At 40.4% G+C, this 16,745-nt stretch carries 13 protein-coding genes and 2 pseudogenes; 12 read left to right on the plus strand and 3 right to left on the minus strand.

Translation table 11 applies throughout. The annotated features are described in order from the left end of the window. The first annotated feature begins 860 nt into the window (after positions 1 to 860). From KAI37_RS01015 to KAI37_RS01040, 5 genes and pseudogenes are all read left to right on the plus strand, one after another. Entirely contained in the window at positions 861 to 3,827 is a 2,967-nt protein-coding gene (locus KAI37_RS01015; RefSeq protein ID WP_258383029.1) for a GH-E family nuclease, read from the plus strand. Positions 3,828 to 3,850: 23 nt separating this feature from the next. Further along, positions 3,851 to 4,411, plus strand: coding sequence for a suppressor of fused domain protein (locus KAI37_RS01025; RefSeq protein WP_081391274.1), 561 nt, complete (start codon positions 3,851 to 3,853; stop codon positions 4,409 to 4,411). Between the two features lie 322 nt (positions 4,412 to 4,733). Continuing rightward, positions 4,734 to 5,408, plus strand: a complete 675-nt coding sequence (locus tag KAI37_RS01030) for a hypothetical protein (protein ID WP_220030562.1) — start codon at positions 4,734 to 4,736, stop codon at positions 5,406 to 5,408. A 411-nt stretch (positions 5,409 to 5,819) separates the two neighbouring features. Continuing rightward, positions 5,820 to 6,596 (plus strand): DUF6710 family protein, encoded by a 777-nt coding sequence (locus KAI37_RS01035; RefSeq protein ID WP_076295701.1) that lies wholly within the window; start codon positions 5,820 to 5,822, stop codon positions 6,594 to 6,596. Between the two features lie 244 nt (positions 6,597 to 6,840). Further along, positions 6,841 to 8,024, plus strand: a pseudogene (locus KAI37_RS01040) (IS256 family transposase). A gap of 38 nt (positions 8,025 to 8,062) precedes the next feature. Here KAI37_RS01040 and KAI37_RS26725 read toward each other — a convergent pair. Next, a pseudogene (locus tag KAI37_RS26725) lies at positions 8,063 to 8,362 on the minus strand (helix-turn-helix domain-containing protein); the annotation flags it as partial. A gap of 315 nt (positions 8,363 to 8,677) precedes the next feature. On the opposite strand from KAI37_RS26725, the gene KAI37_RS01050 reads away from it, so the two are divergent. The 5 genes from KAI37_RS01050 to KAI37_RS01070 all read left to right on the plus strand — a co-directional run bounded on the left by KAI37_RS01050 (position 8,678) and on the right by KAI37_RS01070 (position 13,609). After that, entirely contained in the window at positions 8,678 to 9,877 is a 1,200-nt protein-coding gene (locus KAI37_RS01050; RefSeq protein WP_076295702.1) for a DUF262 domain-containing protein, read from the plus strand. After that, on the plus strand, positions 9,874 to 11,316 hold the full coding sequence (locus KAI37_RS01055) for an ATP-dependent nuclease (RefSeq protein ID WP_076295703.1): 1,443 nt from the start codon (positions 9,874 to 9,876) through the stop codon (positions 11,314 to 11,316). Before KAI37_RS01050 ends, KAI37_RS01055 begins: the two co-directional genes overlap by 4 nt. 574 nt (positions 11,317 to 11,890) lie before the next feature. Next, the gene (locus tag KAI37_RS01060) at positions 11,891 to 12,118 is read left to right on the plus strand and encodes a DUF896 domain-containing protein (protein WP_023986494.1); all 228 of its coding nucleotides are present in this window, start codon (positions 11,891 to 11,893) and stop codon (positions 12,116 to 12,118) included. Between the two features lie 67 nt (positions 12,119 to 12,185). Beyond that, positions 12,186 to 12,584 (plus strand): DoxX family protein, encoded by a 399-nt coding sequence (locus tag KAI37_RS01065; protein ID WP_023986495.1) that lies wholly within the window; start codon positions 12,186 to 12,188, stop codon positions 12,582 to 12,584. A 74-nt stretch (positions 12,585 to 12,658) separates the two neighbouring features. Further along, positions 12,659 to 13,609, plus strand: coding sequence for a ring-cleaving dioxygenase (locus tag KAI37_RS01070; protein ID WP_220030563.1), 951 nt, complete (start codon positions 12,659 to 12,661; stop codon positions 13,607 to 13,609). 164 nt (positions 13,610 to 13,773) lie between these two features. Here KAI37_RS01070 and KAI37_RS01075 read toward each other — a convergent pair whose 3' ends face one another. After that, positions 13,774 to 14,121, minus strand: a complete 348-nt coding sequence (locus tag KAI37_RS01075; RefSeq protein ID WP_220030564.1) for a winged helix-turn-helix transcriptional regulator — start codon at positions 14,119 to 14,121, stop codon at positions 13,774 to 13,776. 175 nt (positions 14,122 to 14,296) lie between these two features. On the opposite strand from KAI37_RS01075, the gene KAI37_RS01080 reads away from it, so the two are divergent. Further along, positions 14,297 to 14,944 (plus strand): NAD(P)H-dependent oxidoreductase, encoded by a 648-nt coding sequence (locus tag KAI37_RS01080; RefSeq protein WP_220030565.1) that lies wholly within the window; start codon positions 14,297 to 14,299, stop codon positions 14,942 to 14,944. Positions 14,945 to 15,240: 296 nt separating this feature from the next. Here the strand turns inward: KAI37_RS01080 and KAI37_RS01085 are convergent, their stop codons facing one another. Further along, on the minus strand, positions 15,241 to 15,714 hold the full coding sequence (locus KAI37_RS01085) for a tautomerase family protein (RefSeq protein ID WP_220030566.1): 474 nt from the start codon (positions 15,712 to 15,714) through the stop codon (positions 15,241 to 15,243). Positions 15,715 to 15,998: 284 nt separating this feature from the next. Here KAI37_RS01085 and KAI37_RS01090 point away from each other — a divergent pair, with 284 nt between their 5' ends. Further along, positions 15,999 to 16,556 carry a PadR family transcriptional regulator gene (locus KAI37_RS01090; RefSeq protein ID WP_220030567.1) on the plus strand — a complete coding sequence of 186 codons (558 nt, stop codon included), beginning with the start codon at positions 15,999 to 16,001 and terminating at the stop codon, positions 16,554 to 16,556. Positions 16,557 to 16,745: the final 189 nt, after the last annotated feature.

Here is a 16,745-nt window from a genome sequence, read left to right on the forward strand (position 1 = left end):
TAGTTTGGAGTTGGCGAAAGAAGTAGTAGTTTTTTACAGGAATTTAGTTTAGTTTGGTGATTGGAGAGTTTCAAGTGAGGTGCTGTTTTTACACAAGGTTTCGTTCTCTCGCTTTACATCAAGGTACTTAAAGCCACCAACCAGTGTCTGGTTGGTGGCTTTTTATATGGCTTTAATAATTGAGATGAAGAGATTTTACAATTGGTTTTTTACTACAGGCGTACATAGAAATATCAATGCCAATTCAGGAGGAACACATTGATTTTGGTACCACTTATAGTTAGGTCTTGATGGTTTGCCTTCCATCCACTGTCTGGAAACCAGTTATTAATCCAGCGATTTCACGTTGGACCGATTTCTTCAGAAGACCCAAAATGAACTGTCACTGCATATAACCCTTCCGTGATGATGTACTCCTGTAAATCGTATGTGTTATCAAAATCAGAATCTACAGTTATTACTGCGTACGATATTTTGTCCTTCGGTAGTATTTTGGGTGAATGGTCAGGAAATACAGACATCCTCTCTTTTGCGTGTGGATATAGCTCATGTTAAGGAAAATAAGGCTTCACCGATAACAGGAGCCTTTCAAAGTAATAATATCTATTTTCTTTTAGGTGGAAGATGGTTTTGGGGTTTCATATATTCATTCGTTAGCATATTAATTCAAAATAACAGATCGGATGGGGCTTTCTGTAAACAAAATCACTAATCTATCCGATACATACATAAGAATGTTTTGCTGTTAAAAATAACCTCTTAAACTCAAAATCTGAATTGTATAGTAGCTATGAACACATGTAAACACAAGGTAGATGGCGAACGTGCCTTGTGCCGCTGGAAAGGAGATATGAAAGCATTTGGACGTACTGCAAAACGGAATAGGGTATGAAAGTCTACACTTATACGGTCCTTTTCAACCTCAGCATATGGAACAATTGCGAATTACCAGGGCCGTTAACGATCATGCATACCTGTATGTGAGCGGCATGCTGTCGGAAGAACAGGGAGCAGCGTGTGTTGGACAGGACATGGAGCAGGAACCGATTGTCATACGTCAGTTAGATGAGCAAGGACAGTCGATCAGAAGATTGTTTCACGGGCTGGTTACACGTATGTCTGTGCACTGCATAAGGGGAGTATATACTTTTGAACTGGAGGCGGCCTCGCATTCCTATCAAATGGATATCAAAACGAAAAGGCGCTCCTATCAGGACATACATCGTACCTATGATGATCTGGTTACAACGATGGTTCGGAAATACATGTATGGAGACGCCATTGATACGGTAACCAATTATACCGAGTTAGGTACTTTTGTTTTACAATATGAAGAAACCGACTGGGCCTTTTTAAAGCGCCTTGTCTCTCGTTTTGGTTCGGTACTTGTGCCGGAGATCACAGCTGCATCACCTAAGGTTTTCTTTGGAATGCCAGAAGGCAAGCAGTACAAGGTGGAACGAGATGTATTTTATAGGGTTCGAAAAACATTTCATGATTTAGATACAGCAAAACCAGGGGAACGTGCTGGTGCGTATATCACCTATACAATTGAAAATCTGCAATACTATGCACTGGGTGACTTGATCACGTTACCCATCGGACAAGGCAAAGAGCTGGTTGTTGTTCGGGCAGTGACAGAGTTAAAGGATGGTTTACTCCAAACTCGTTATGAACTCCAAGCCGAACAGGATATTCACTATGCTCGGTATGAAAATGATCAAGCTATCGGGATTTCACTCACGGGAACGGTGTTGAAGGTACAACAGGATTTCGTACAACTTCAACTGGAAATTGATCCGAAGCAAGACCCAGCTAAAGCCTGCTGGTTTCCCGTAGCCACCCGTTATGTCGCGGAAGAGCATAGCGGCTGGTACGACATGCCTGAAGTTGGGGAACAAGTGGAGCTGTATTTACCTACACACTGTGAACAGGAAGCCTATGTGACCGATTCCTTGCGACAACATCGCCACGACAATGGACAGCCAGATGTGAAGGCATGGAAACACGTACAAGGTAGTGGCATCGAAATGTCTGAGCAGGAACTGATCCTGTCCACTTCCGATGGGTTTTCGATTACACTACATGAGGATATGGGCATCACCGTCAACAGTCCGGGGAATGTACAGATTCAGGGCGGTCATGTAAAGCTGGATGCAGGTCAGGAACTATCACTTGAAGCTGGAACCGCACTATACTTAAAAGGTGGAGCCAGCAGTATGGTGCTGGATGGTGAGACGGACACGAAAGCCCCAGTGATTTATCAGGAAGGTACGGTAAAAGCTCCGGTTTTTGTAGCTGACCTCCCTCCTGTACCCGAGCCGCCGTTGATGAATATTAAGGCGTATGAGGCAGCGCAATCGGCAGCAGCTAACGCTGCTTCTAGAAGTACAACTTCTACTCCTACGGCAAAGGTTATAAGTCCAACGGCGCTTCAACAGGCTAACGCATTGCTGGGTACAGTATCTAAGCTATTAGGCTCCATTCCAGTAGTAGGGAAAGTGGCCAATGTGATGTTGAATACGTCGGGTGGACTAGCAGGTAAAGTGGCGGCAACGGTTTTACAAGCAACCGCAGCGATTCCTGTTCGCAGCAAAGGAACGCCTACCCTGGGAGCGTCTAAAGAAGTAGGGGTACATCCGTTAAAACATTTGGCAGGTCTGGCGCTTCAAGGATTGATTAGTCAGTATGAGCATGAGCAAGCGAAACAAGCCTATTATAGCAAGTGGATTTTAGGCAAAGTATATACGAGTGCACGTCATATAGCACATTCCGGTGGCCCATTAGAGCTGGTTCAAAGCCTGCTGAAAGAGTCTAATGCCATGGTTCATGCGTATCAGCAGATTCCGGTAGATATTAGACAACGCTGGAGAGCAAATTATGACAGCTATATGGCTCAACAAGCAAAGCCAAAGCAAGAAGAGGAATCTCAGTCATGGTGGGAACAAGCATTAGAGAAGCAAGGTGAGGCTGAATTACTGAACGCACAACTACAGTTAGAAGGAGCCCGGATTAGCAGTGAAATGGCATGGGATGCTACTCAAGGAGCATACCAAGCTGGTTTAAGAAGTGTATCACATGGTAAACATCATATTGACTACAGCCCAAAACATCCGATTGCAGGTAAAACAGGTGAAGTGATAGGAGATGTGTTCAGCACTATAGCCGGGGTTGGAGAGATGATGATTGGTACGGGGGGAGAGGTTGGTGGTTTCCTCCTTGATGGATCGGTCGTATTATCTCCGGCTGGTGTGTTGGTGAACGTTGCATCTGCTGGTATGATATATCATGGAGGTGTGATGTCCTACCATGGGGCGTCGAATACAGGAGGAGATTCTGCGGAACTCTGGAAAATGATTAAGGAAAAAAATAAGCAAGGCTCAACATCGCCGTCTAAACCGGCTGGTATAAAGTCCGGTAAGACTGAGGGACCTTTAACACCGAAGAAACCGAGCAATGAGGCGGTTAAAGCTCCTCCTCCTGCTACGAAGCCTAAACGTCCACGTGAACCCAAAGACACTTATAGTCGTCCTTCTAAGTTTCGAAAGGGAGTTAGGGAAGAAACCTGGGAAAATGCTAAAGATGTTGATGGTAAAGTAAAAGATCCACTAACAGGTGATACTCTTGATCCTAAAGAGCCATGGGATATGGGGCACAAACCTGGCTATGAGTTTAGAAAGCATAAAGAGAGTGCTCAAGAACGTGGTATTACAAGAAAACAATTCTTAGATGAGCATAATAATCCAGATCATTATCGTCCAGAAAATCCAAGTTCTAATAGGAGTCATAAGGACGAAGATCATTCGGATGAATATAAAGGACCTTAAGATCCTAGGGAGGACGGAACTAATTGAAAACGAATGCGGAACTTTATATGAATAAGCTTGAGGGAATATTTGGTCAGGAAGACGTTATAAGAAAAGTAGATCCTTCAGATGGAAGTGCGCCAATACATGTGTTCTTTTACTATGATTTACCTGAAGAAGGTATGCTAACAGCGGTGACGTATGGTTTATCTGATGGTGAATTTATAGGCTGGAAGAACGCGAAACCAGAACTAATCATAAGTCTAGAAACGCAAGATGAAAGTTGGGGGCTGGCTGCTGCCTATTTTGCTGCTGAATTTAGGGGAGTAAAGGCATTCTCTTATGCAGATTTGTTTACTTTAGATGAACCTATATCACAAGAGTCTGATATGACAGGTTATTTTGTTTTTGCCTCTGCAATACTAGAAAAAGAAGATTCGGTGATTGAACTGCCCGATAAAACAATACAGTTAGTTGGGATGTACCCTTTGTACAAAGAGGAATTTGATCTAATGAAAAGAATAGGGATCAAAGATTTTTGGCATAACAAGGACTTTGATATATACAGTGTTAATAGGGTTAATCTAGCGAAGGCGAATATTTAAAAGCCCTTAAAGGTGGAGAAAGGCCCTCTAAGGTCCAGAATAATTTTATGACTGTCTTCGAATCGGACTACGTTTTGAGATGGCCGAAAGCAAAAACAGGGTGTACCTCTTTTCTCTTGTTGCAGAGATTGCTTAGTAATGAAAAACATACTTTTTTAGAAAAATATAATGATGACAGATTAATTTCAATAGGGCTAAACCCACTATGATAAGGCTGGTCATAGTGGGTTTTCATTATGCCTCGGTATGGGGCTATAACATAGGGATGAAGTAGAAGAGATAAAGTCAATTCAATTTCAAAACCTAAAAAAGGGAGACCATAATGAAGCCTATAATGATAACTAAAGGATGGAATAAACACGATCTTTGGAAGGGATGTATACTTTCATCTATTGCGCACGCAATTATGCTGGCCCATTACCCTGAACTGTCCTATGAACATTCTTGGGATGGAATGAACTACAGTGTTATTGACGGAACAGGTGGGAGAGCAACAATTACATTCAGTGAAAAGTATTGTGTTGCAGCATTCCGAAATGACAATGTTTCTCGTTCAGATGTTAAAGCTGCTATTGATTTTTTTGAAGGAGCACCCAATGAAGTTTTGGAACTAGCCAAAAACGAAACTTTGGAGTATCTGCTGGAAGAAGGGGAAGATGGTGTGCCCGTTCCTTCCATTACTACAGCTTTCTGGGGGGATCAGGATAATATGATCTCTATAGATAACGTAGTAAGAATCGTTTTAAATGGTGGCTATCTTTTAGAAATCCAGTTAATGGAATATGATTCAGCGGTTGAATCTTGGCGAGATTATTATGAGATGACGGATGAACAAGTTGATCTTCTTAAATCAATATACACAAGAAAGATTAAAGATTTAAGTAATGATATAATATTAACCAAGAAAGAAATTGAAGCGATTGGAACGAGTGATCCTGAGGGATTGAATGAAAGCGAGACTTCCTTTGGGGAAATTGGAGTGCGTTGGGGCAATTAATGTGAATTAATGGATGGAAGATTAATACTGGATAGATGAAAGTCTCTCTGAATGTTTCAGGTAGAAAGAAGCGATAGTACCGACTTTGGCGTAGAATGACGCTTTCGTCGGTATCGTCGTTTTTTGAGGTTGAAAAGGGGGCATTTGAGTCGACCTCCTTTAAAAAAATTAACTTATAACGACAAAAAGAGACAAATTATTCATAGGACTAATGGTATTATTACTTTTGTCTGTTTTCAGGGGACTTGGATAATTTAAATGGGAATTATTGACCAAGTGGGGAGAAAGAATTAGAGAATCACTGGGCTGGGCTCATTAATGAGTGAGTGGCAATCCATTCTTCTTTAGAAACGTAAATGGCAGCATTTATGAGTGTGTAATTAAAGTTTAAAAGGAAGAAGTGATAAGTTAGTGAGAAAACACAAACCAGATAAAGAGACTATAGAAAGAGAAAATAAACAAAGAAGAGAACTTAATAGAATTCTAATGACTGCCAAAAAAATAATAAAACAGTCCACCACTTATCAAGACACTCATCCAATTTACTTACTTATAAAGCAGTTAGTAGATCAGGAATTATATAAAAATATTTACAACTCCATTTCAACCCATGATCCTAATAAAGTTCGGGAATTCAGCATTGCAGATATACTTCCATTTAACTCAGAAAAAAAAATTTGGAATTACCAACAAGGAAATTTTCTATATGTAGATGAGTTTGGTAATGGTGTCATCTACTCGGAATTTATTGAACAATCAAAATTAGATGGAAAGAAAGCTTCAATTCGATTGGGGTTTGACTCAGTTTTGACAAGACCTTGGAATGAAGAAAGATTAGTAAGAGCCTATTCCAATATAGGTATGGGAAAACCAAGTGGTGATTGGATAGAAGACAGTAATCATGACGCAGTGCTGTGGCTACCATTTGGCGTGACTATTGTTAATAATGGTAATCATTCTATTACTACCGGAATAATAAATAATGAGGGAATGCTTAAGATATATAAAATTTATGACATAAGCAAAATCTATCGATACATATATTGCGATGGAGCCAATTTTTTTAGAAAAAGTGATAATAGCTTATATACTCCAGTTGAAAACTTTTCTATGGCCATTGTCTTTGAAATCGGTAGACTTATTTCTGAAAATATAATTAATTTTAAAGAGTTAGAGCACGTTAAATAAAAACATTAGAAAGTATTTATAAAAAAGAAATTCAAAATAGAGTGCTTAGAGTGAGGGGCTGTCAATAATTTTGTGTAAACTTATTTTAAATATATTACCAAATGTGTATCCCTTATCGCAGATACTGACCGACCCAGTCTGGAAAGAAAATAGATAATTGAAGCAGCATTTGAGTCTGTAAAATAGATTGTGTAAACTCCCAAAACCATTACAATGGAAATCAAAGAAAGGTTGGGGAGCTCACATGGGACTTTGGACGAAACAGCAATTGAAAGAAAATTCATCAAAGAGAACAAGTTGGTGACGGCTCAAGATGCACAGAAGGCTTTAAAAGAGCTATTTGCCGAAACCCTGCAAGAAATGCTGGAAGCCGAACTGGATACCCATCTGGGCTATGAGAAACATGACATCCAAGCCAAAACGACACGCAACATCCGGAACGGAAAAAGCAAGAAGACGGTCGTGAGTGAATACGGCGAGCAGGAGATCAGCGTGCCTAGGGACCGGTTGGGTGAATTTGAACCGTTGGTCGTGAAAAAACATCAATCGAATGTGACGGGCACCGAAGACCAGATCGTTGCGCTCTATGCCAAAGGGGTCAGCCACGCGAGAGATTCAAGATCATTTACAGCAACTCTACGGCATTGAGGTCTCTCATACACTCATTTCCAATGTAACGAACAAGATCGTACCGCTCATTAAAGAGTGGCAAAATCGGCCGCTGCAAGGCGTATATGCGGTCGTCTTTCTGGACGCGATTCACTTCAAAGTCAAGCAAGATGGAGCTACATGGTCATTGGTATCGATCTCGACCGGAAACAAGGATGTACTTGGGATGTGGATCGGCGAGAACGAGTCGGCTAAATTCTGGCTTAGCGTCCTGAATGAGCTGAAAAACTGAGACGTTCAGGATATTCTCATCACGTGTGTGTGGATAATCTAACGGGCTTCTCTCAAGCGATTACGGCTTGTTATCCCCAGACGGAAATTCAGAAGTGCATCATTCATCAAATCCGCAATTCCACTCGGTATGTCTCGTATGAAGACTTGAAAAAGGTGACAGCGGATCTCAAACCGATCTACAAAGCCACAACCGAAGAAGCCGCTCTGGCTGAACTGGACCGGTTTGAAGAAGCCTGGGGCACGAAATATCCACTCATTGTTCAATCGTGGCGCAAGAATTGGGATGAGCTGGCAACCTTTTTCAAGTATCCACCGGAGCTTCGCAAGCTCATTTATACCACGAACATCATCGAGAGTTACCATCGCCAGCTTCGAAAAGTCACGAAGGGCAAGAGTATTTTCCCGAGCGATGAATCGCTCCTCAAGATGCTTTATCTGGCTACGATGGACGTCGTTCGCAAATGGACAGGTCGGGTTCAAAACTGGGGACAAATGCTGGAAGCTGCAAGCCGAATTATGGGCTGAGAAACTTAATCCATTTGAGAAAGAAGCTAACTATCTATTTAATGAATCTGTACTATGCTACAAGGTTGGTGCTTATACATCTGCCTTCTTGATGTCTTATCTTGAGCAAACCATGGACTGTCCATCCTGTTAGAAAGGCTCCGTGAACTGTTCGGGTGACCACACTCGCCAAGCTTTTCTTCAATCTGTGTAGCCCGTTCCCTCATCCATTTCCCCTTGGTGCTCATAAACCTGCTGAGCGGATTCCGCTTCGTAGGGCTTTTCCTGGCGTTCAGGAAAATTTCCCGGCTGATGGTAGCAGGATGTCTTCCCAGTTCGCGGGCGATCGCACGCGAACTGGCCCCTTACTAATGAGGGGGCTTCTAGCTTGCTGCGTTCGATTATCCTAAGATGTGAGTAAATCATGATCTGATTCTCCTTGTAGAGGTGGTGTGGTAACTTCATCCTACACGAATCAGACTATGAGCCTCTTCTTTATATTTTCCAGCAGGTTTTTTATTTGATATTATAATTCGTCAATGAAATATTAGTAGTATGGAGTTTCTCCTAAAGAGTGGTGCTGGCTCCTTATAAGGAGAAAAAGGTAATTTGAAAATTATGTCGAATGATTTCAGATTATATAAATATAAAAAAATATAAGTTGGAGGAATTGTATGAGGCTTTTACCTTCTGATCCAGATATACAAACAATAATTGCTAGAATAAAAAGTGGCGTTATAAATTTACAACCTGAGTTTCAGCGTGGCGAAGTATGGGGAGATTCTAAAAAGCGGAGATTAATAGATAGTATTTTGAGAGATTGGCATGTTCCACCAATTCATATTATAGAGGTTAAAGAAAATGGAAGACAAGAAGTATTAGATGGACAGCAACGCCTGGTTGCAATACGGGATTTTGTAAACGGTGAAGTTGTAGTCGATGGATATACTGAACCGTTTGATTATGAGATTTCTGAACTGAACAATCTTGGTTATAATAACTTACCAGAATTTTGGAAAAATAGATTTGATCAATTTACTATTCGAATATTCAAGATAGTAGATTATCTCCCTTCGGAACCAGGAGAGCTCTTTTATAGATTAAATCAGCCGACCAGTCTTACAGCAGCAGAACAAAGAAACGCTTTTTTTGGGCCTGCACGCCAGCAGGTTAAGGATATTGTTACGATGTTCAACAATATAGGGCTAAATAAAGATTTTTTAGGATTCTCCAATTCCAGAATGGCATTTGATGATGTTGTTTCTAAATTTTTCTATATTTTAGATTCTGGAACATTGTTAGAGAAAGTAACATCAAACAGTGTAACTAATAAGTATAGATCTCAAGAAGAATTTAGGAAAGACACTCTATATAGAGTACACAAGGCAGTTGATTTTTTTGGAGAAGCTAGTGTATTCGTAGATTATAAAGCTAAGTTTAATAAAGCAACGTTATTTTCTTGGCTTTGTTTTATTGCACAGTTACATTCTAATAGTGTTGATATTTCTTCAAAAATACTTGGGAGGTATATCAGTTTTTTTGAACAAAATAGAATTAGCCTTAAGACAATAAACATGCAGAATAAACTGAACATGTATAAATATGAAATGAGTTCATTTGATGAAGAACTGCTCCGTATTTTTAACGACAGGGCTAGTTCGAGGGTGGCTGATACTACATCTGTTATAGCAAGGGATATCGTGTTGTGGTACTTTTTCAATAAATTTGTATCTGCAGAATTAATAACAATTGATAACCATATAGAGCCAATAGAGAAAATTGAATGGTTTTTCAAATCAAGCTTTTTCCCTGAAGATCCTAGTATGCTTATTTCATCATTGATAGATGGTGCTTCTTGGGGTGAGCATATATGAGAGCAGCTCGTACTAATGATCACTGGAGAAGGGTTTATGCACGGAAATATAGTGTTAATATAACAAACCTGCAATTTAATAATATTGCTGGAATAGGTGAAGGTACGATAAATTTTAATGGTGGAATAACAGCAATATGTGGAGCAAACGGAGTGGGGAAATCAACTCTATTAAATGCTATTTTGAGTGTATTAAGACCTAAACAATTTCAGAATTCAGCAACTTACTCACGGCTACTAGGCTCAGTCCTTGATGCTCAGATTACTACAATGAAAGGAGTAGTTAGTCAGAGCTTACGATTTCATGATGGAATTATTGATGCACAAGTAGTTGAGGAGGATATTGAGGTAGAAGCTATAGTGATAGATCCTTCGTCGAGTTGCTATGAACAAGTTAATTTTTTTAGAAAAATGTCTAATCTGGAAGAACTGTTAGATGGATACGAGCCTATTATTTCAACTGAAGCTGAAATAGAACAAGTTTCTTATATTGTCGGTAAACAGTACACTTCGTGTAAAATATATGAAATTGATGACATAGGTGATTACGGTGTTATTCCTTACTTTCAGGTATCAACATTAAATAGCAATTACGGAACTGAGACTATGGGATTAGGGGAGCTCTCAGCACATCAAATTATTTGGCAACTTAAACGTTCTTCTAAGAATTCAATAATACTAATCGAGGAGCCAGAGTCATACCTAGCACCAAAATCTCAAGAAGCATTACTAAATGTGATTGCTAAGTACGTGGAGGAAAGAGGTGGTTGGGTTATCTTATCTACTCATTCACCAAACATTTTACAAAGGATACCGATTGATCATATCAGATTGTTAACCAGAGTTGATGATAATGTTCAAGTTATTACTCCAAATAGCAGAGATGCACACTTAACATCATTTGGTGTGACTCTTTCAAAATCATCTGTGCTACTTGTTGAGGATAGATTTGCTCGAGAATTTTTGAAATTACTGTTATCTAACTTTGATCCGTTTCTTTTTCAAAAAATAGAAATTCTTGAAGCCGGTGATGAAAGTAAATTAAAGAGTCTACTAAGGACCTTTCCAGGATCAGGGTGGTTGAAAATCGCAGGTGTATTTGATGGTGATTTGAAAAGCTTCGCAGAAGAATGTAGGTGGCCTTATACATTCTTGCCGGGAGATGTGGCTCCAGAGCAGTATCTTAAACAAGAAGTCTTACAAGATATTAACTTACTATCTAGCCTGCTGGGCAAGTCTAAAGATTCAATACTAATAATACTTTCTTCACTTGAGGGACAGGATCATCATGATTGGTTCATAGAATTTCATAATAAATTGGGTGTTTCATACGAACAACTCATTTTTACTCTATTTAAAGTATGGGTAGATAAAGAGGAAAACAATGAAATTGCATTAGATGTTTTCAATAAGATTATTAATCTAATAAATGAGAACTAGAATTCTTTAACATAATACATCCAAACTGTCATGACATTTGGGCCTATATATGCCGTTATTTCAGGTGGAGGAACATCTTTACTCCTAGCAAACAGACCGTTAGAAACGGATTCATTTTATTAATGCATAGGATATAAAGAGTCTCGGATTTTTTAATATTAGGAATTCTTAAGTTTGGTCTTATGGGGATGAAAAAGTGATTATTTGGGATTTAATACTATTTCTACTACGTCACCACCTCCCAAAACAATTTCAACATCATCACCCGCCGAATTGTGGATTTGCCGTGCCATGGTTCGCCTCCATTTGAGTAAGACAAGAAAGCCATCAGCCAGTGATTCTGGTTGGTGGCTTTTTATTATGGCTCTAGTAATTGAGTTGATGAGGTTTTACACAACTTGTAGCTTGAAGGTGTCTCTAAGTGTTCCTGCTGCTTTTTCACCGTAAGCTACCCAAGGATTGATCTTCTTTTCGAAAAAGTATTGACACAGATAGAAAATTATTATATCTTTATATCAAGATAAATAAATTAAAGATAAAACAACCAGAAAATTTTGAATAGGGAGGTATACACGTGATCACCATTTTAGAAAGAATTAATCAGCTTGCAAAAAAAACAAAAGAAGTTGGGTTGACTGAAATCGAAAAAACGGAACAAACGGATCTTCGCAAAGAATACCTTCAAATCTTTCGGGGTTCTGTACAAAGCCTTCTCTTGAATGCTACGATTTATGATCCGAATGGAGACGATGTTACGCCTGAGAAACTAAAAAAAGAACAGGCTCAAATCGCTAAACGATGAATTTAATTTTATCTAATATCTCTAATTTAATAATCTTTAAATAAATATAATATGGAGGGTGATTTTTATGTTGGCAAGTGGATTGTTACTGATACGTTTGGTGGTTGGATTGTTATTGGTGGGGCATGGAGCTCAGAAACTTTTTGGCTGGTTTGGTGGCTATGGTCCAAAAGGTACTGGCGGTTGGATGGAATCGATCGGCATTAAGCCTGGAGTGTTCATGGCAGTGTCTGCTGGGTTGATGGAATTGTTGGGAGGAGCTCTATTTGCTTTAGGACTGCTCACACCACTGGCTGCATTGTTGATTACGGTGACTATGCTCGGAGCGATTTTCAAAGTACATGGCCAAAATGGGATCTGGGCAACGGCTAACGGCTATGAATATCCACTAGTTCTTGTTGCAGTCGTAATTGGTATTGCGTTGACAGGAGCAGGTTCATATTCTATCGATGCATTACTTAGATAAAACATGATGTTTAGGTCATTAAAAGTCATCAACAACAAAAAATAAAGGTTCCTACGATTAAAGGAGGATTTCATATGTCACTGCAAACTACAGGTATCCATCATATTACAGCTTTTGCCGGTAATCCACAGGAAAATGTCGACTTCTATGCCGGCGTCCTGGGACTTCGGTTAGTGAAGAAAACAATCAACTTCGATGCTCCTGAGGTTTACCACTTGTACTTTGGTAACGAGGCAGGAAGTCCTGGAACGATCATTACTTTTTTTCCTGCACCAGGAACTCCCAAAGGGCGAATCGGAGGTGGCCAGGTGGGCATAACCTCGTATGTGGTACCCCCAGGTTCACTTGATTTTTGGCAGCATCGTTTGCAAAGCTTTGATATTCAAGTTACGAAAACGAGCCGTTTTTCTGAACAATATCTTCAATTCGAGGATAATGAGGGTCTACGTCTTGAGCTTGTCGAACGTGAAGCGGGAGCGAATAGCACTTGGTCTTACGATGGCATTTCGGCTGATCAAGCAATTAAGGGGTTTGGAGGTGCCGTGCTATTTAGCGTTAACCCACAGAAAACGATGGATGCATTGGAGACCATACTCGGATTTACAAAAATCGCTGAAGACGCCGAATATGCCCGTTATCAGTCCGTAGGAGAAATCGGCAACATCGTAGATGTTCCGCTCGCCAAAATGGGTTTAGGCTTTGGTGGAGCAGGCACGGTACATCACATTGCGTGGCGTGCAAAAGATTTCGAACAACATGAAGAATGGAGAAGCGCAGTCCAGCATTATGGCTATCAGCCGACTCCAATCATAGACCGCCAATATTTTAATGCGATATATTTCAGAGAAGCGGGCGGCATACTATTTGAAATTGCTACAGATCCACCGGGATTTGCTAATAATGAACCTGCTGAATCTTTGGGGCAGAAATTAATGCTGCCAGAGTGGTATGAACCGCAGCGGGCTCAAATCGAGGCGAATCTGCACCCTATTAAAGTGAGAACATTAACTGGGAAACAACAGTAAACGAAACGGCTGCTGTTTTGCCCCCAGAGGAAAAGGTGAAGCCACGATTAAACCCACTTTGACAAAATTGGTCATAGTGGGTTTTCATTATGCACTTGGTATGGACTTATAACATAGGGATGAAAGTCTGATCACGCTAGGCGGGGGGGATGTATATTTAATCGCTATTTTTCAACGCATCTAATTTTCGAGTGCTCCAGATGAACCTCCCCCCAATCATACATACTGCGCAATATGGGGACGAAATTTGCTCCGTGAGCTGTTAGCGAGTATTCAACCCGGGGAGGGATTTCTCTGAATATTTCGCGATGCACAAACCCGTCTTCTTCTAATTCTCTTAGCTGCTTGGTTAACATCGCTTGTGTGATATCAGGAAAGGCGCGTTTAATTTCACCAAATCTTCGGGTACCACGGGACAGAAACCATAAAATCACTATTTTCCATTTGCCGCCAATGATTTTCTGAACCTTTGTTAAGGGGCAATCTGTAAAATAATTCGGATTTTCACTCATTTGTTCCATCTCCTCATCGTTTGTATTCCAGAAAGTCCTATGAAATCAATTAGTATAATTTTTGATAGTATATACTATAAATATGCCTACTTGTTGTTTCGATACCATTGGCTTAACATTACATTAGCATTAAAGCTTTGACAAGCCATATGAAAATATTCTGGGGGCGAAGAAGATGAACATTAATATTCTATACGGTCACCCTTATGCTAAGAGCTTTAACAAAGCGATTTTGGATCAGGTGATCGCTCATTTAAACGTACGAGGGGCGAATGTTAAGGTAAAAGACTTAATTCAAATGTCATTTAATCCGACGGCAGGCTTAAAGGATTTAGAGGCTAAGGTCACTAACGTATTGCCAGAGGAGATAGTAAAAGAACAGGAGGATTTATTGTGGGCAGATGCCTTGATTATTATTTCACCGGTATGGTGGGGTGGATTTCCCGCTGTTATTAAAGGATATATAGATAGAGTGTTCACAACAGGACTCATACGCTCTTCTGATGGTGTATATGGGCTTGAGGGCAAGAGAGCCTACTCGATTTTTACAACAGGATCTTCAGAAGACTATATTCGTATATCACGTCAGAAAGATATGCTCTACGCGGCGAACGATAATTTGTTTGGGTTCGCCAAGTTTTCGGATGCTGAGATTAAGCTTCTTTACTCGGTGCCGCGTGTAACCTTGGAGGAAAGAAAAGCAATGCTGCTGGATGTCAATCGATTTGTCGATCGTATTTTTGATATGAGACCGGGAGAGGGAGGCAGTACGAGGGGTAGCCTTTCTCTTCAAGCTTTGGAGCATGATTTGGCTAGCCATTAAGAATACGTAAACTGGAGGACGTTTCTTTGGAAAAATGAAGAACACCCTTATGGGTGTTCTTTCGTTTGGACATATGGACATATTACACTGTGCTAAGTTATAAGCTTGTTACTGCTAAAGATATAACCTTTTGGATGGTTCTCCTACTGGATACCGCAGACGGTTTAAGACGTCAGTTGCCGGTTTGTAAATTGCCTTAGCCACCACGTCAGGAGATTTCCCGGTGTTTCCCGTATCCTCTAGCCGACAAGATATGAATGCTCCTCCAATATTTGGAAATGACCAAATTCCACGCATTACCGTGTAATATTTTGCTTGATAGCCTTAATTTTCTCCTCGGTAAAGGCTCCTGAATCCAGCAGGTCTAGAATGGAGAGCACGCCGCCGCGAGAACCCCAGCTGCCTTCTTCAATGACCTGGAAGGATACCCACCAAGTTGGGGATGGCTCCGGTACACCAAGTACTTTAGTCAAACTGCCAAGAATACTCTCAAGCACTTTTTTGCGAACGTCGTTAGGCCAGTCACCATCCATCACCAGAACATTGACAGTAATTACATCACGTTCTGGCTGATCCGACAGCAAATGCCCGCCAATTGCCATGTAATCTATTGGACGTTCGGTGAAATGGACCTGAAACCCTTCTCTTGCTGGCGGACAATATTGACCTACCTCTGGAACGAGAACTGCATCCGTCAAACCTTTTGCCAAAAGACGGCGCTGTTCAAGCGTTATGCGGCCTGCGGGATAATTTACACTGATCATGGTCATGGTCTGATATCTCCTTATTAAGATTTAACCAAGCGATGTTTTGGAATTCTTTATGATATCTGTATCCAAGGCTTCAGCTTGGCAAGCTCATTGGTATTTTGTTGATATCGTTAATATAAAACGGCGATAAACCCCTGTCAACACTAATTATTATAATAATATATATTTAAATAATATATAGAGAGATGTGAAGCTAGTTTAAATGGGCTATAATTATGTCTAGTCTAATGAAAGCATGACATACTACGGAGATTTGCTAGAGATAACAGGAGGCATAATATATAATGGCGAGACAGTCAGGAAAAACCAATACAATGTTTGCGGTATTAGGCATTCTGAGTCTGGGTCCTCATACCGGTTATGATATAAAGCAACATATGGAGCAAAGCACTAGTTACTTTTGGAATGAGAACTATGGTCAGATCTATCCCAGCCTGGCAGAGCTACTGGATCGAAAAGATATTGCAGTCGAGGTTATTCGACAGAAAGGAAAGCCTGACAAGAAACTCTACAGCATTACCGATCAGGGAAGGCAGACGTTGTCAGACTGGCTTTCTCAGCCCATGGAGCATGTGGTGATGCTTAAAAAAAATGAGCTACTGTTGAGGGTGTTTTTTGGCGGGAATTCTTCGCCTGAAACGATTATAAAGCACATACAGAAGCACAAAGAAAAGCTAGTGGAAAGCTTGCATATTTTTGAAGAACTTGAACGTTGGCTTATCAACGTAGAGCATAAAGACCATAATCACAAATATTGGATGATCACAATGAGCTATGGTAAGAGTCAGTTTAGCAGTTTAATTAGCTGGTGCGATGATAGCATTAAAATATTGAGTTCTTAGCAGTTGGTAAAATTCATATGTAATGAATAATCAGAAAGCATGCTGGACTATCAGAGGAATAGTAAACTAGTAACGACAATTCTTGTCGTTATCTCCGGACATGGCGACTCCTCCTCCATAAAGCTGCTTGCCAAGTTGGGCCTGCACCTTTATGGAGGAGTTTTTTTATCCCGTAAGGAGGATGCAATA

The sequence above is a fragment of the Paenibacillus sp. S25 genome (genome assembly GCF_019454085.1).
Taxonomy (GTDB): Bacteria; Bacillota; Bacilli; order Paenibacillales; family Paenibacillaceae; genus Paenibacillus; species Paenibacillus polymyxa_B.

What these genes read in the sequence shown, in the direction of transcription:
- KAI37_RS01030 (WP_220030562.1), top strand. Translation starts at nt 4,734, where the DNA reads ATGAAGCCTATAATGATAACTAAAGGATGGAATAAACACGATCTTTGG.
- KAI37_RS01050 (WP_076295702.1), top strand. Translation starts at nt 8,678, where the DNA reads ATGAGGCTTTTACCTTCTGATCCAGATATACAAACAATAATTGCTAGA.
- KAI37_RS01055 (WP_076295703.1), top strand. Translation starts at nt 9,874, where the DNA reads ATGAGAGCAGCTCGTACTAATGATCACTGGAGAAGGGTTTATGCACGG.
- KAI37_RS01065 (WP_023986495.1), top strand. Translation starts at nt 12,186, where the DNA reads ATGTTGGCAAGTGGATTGTTACTGATACGTTTGGTGGTTGGATTGTTA.
- KAI37_RS01070 (WP_220030563.1), top strand. Translation starts at nt 12,659, where the DNA reads ATGTCACTGCAAACTACAGGTATCCATCATATTACAGCTTTTGCCGGT.
- KAI37_RS01075 (WP_220030564.1), bottom strand. Translation starts at nt 14,121, where the DNA reads ATGAGTGAAAATCCGAATTATTTTACAGATTGCCCCTTAACAAAGGTT.
- KAI37_RS01080 (WP_220030565.1), top strand. Translation starts at nt 14,297, where the DNA reads ATGAACATTAATATTCTATACGGTCACCCTTATGCTAAGAGCTTTAAC.
- KAI37_RS01085 (WP_220030566.1), bottom strand. Translation starts at nt 15,714, where the DNA reads ATGACCATGATCAGTGTAAATTATCCCGCAGGCCGCATAACGCTTGAA.
- KAI37_RS01090 (WP_220030567.1), top strand. Translation starts at nt 15,999, where the DNA reads ATGGCGAGACAGTCAGGAAAAACCAATACAATGTTTGCGGTATTAGGC.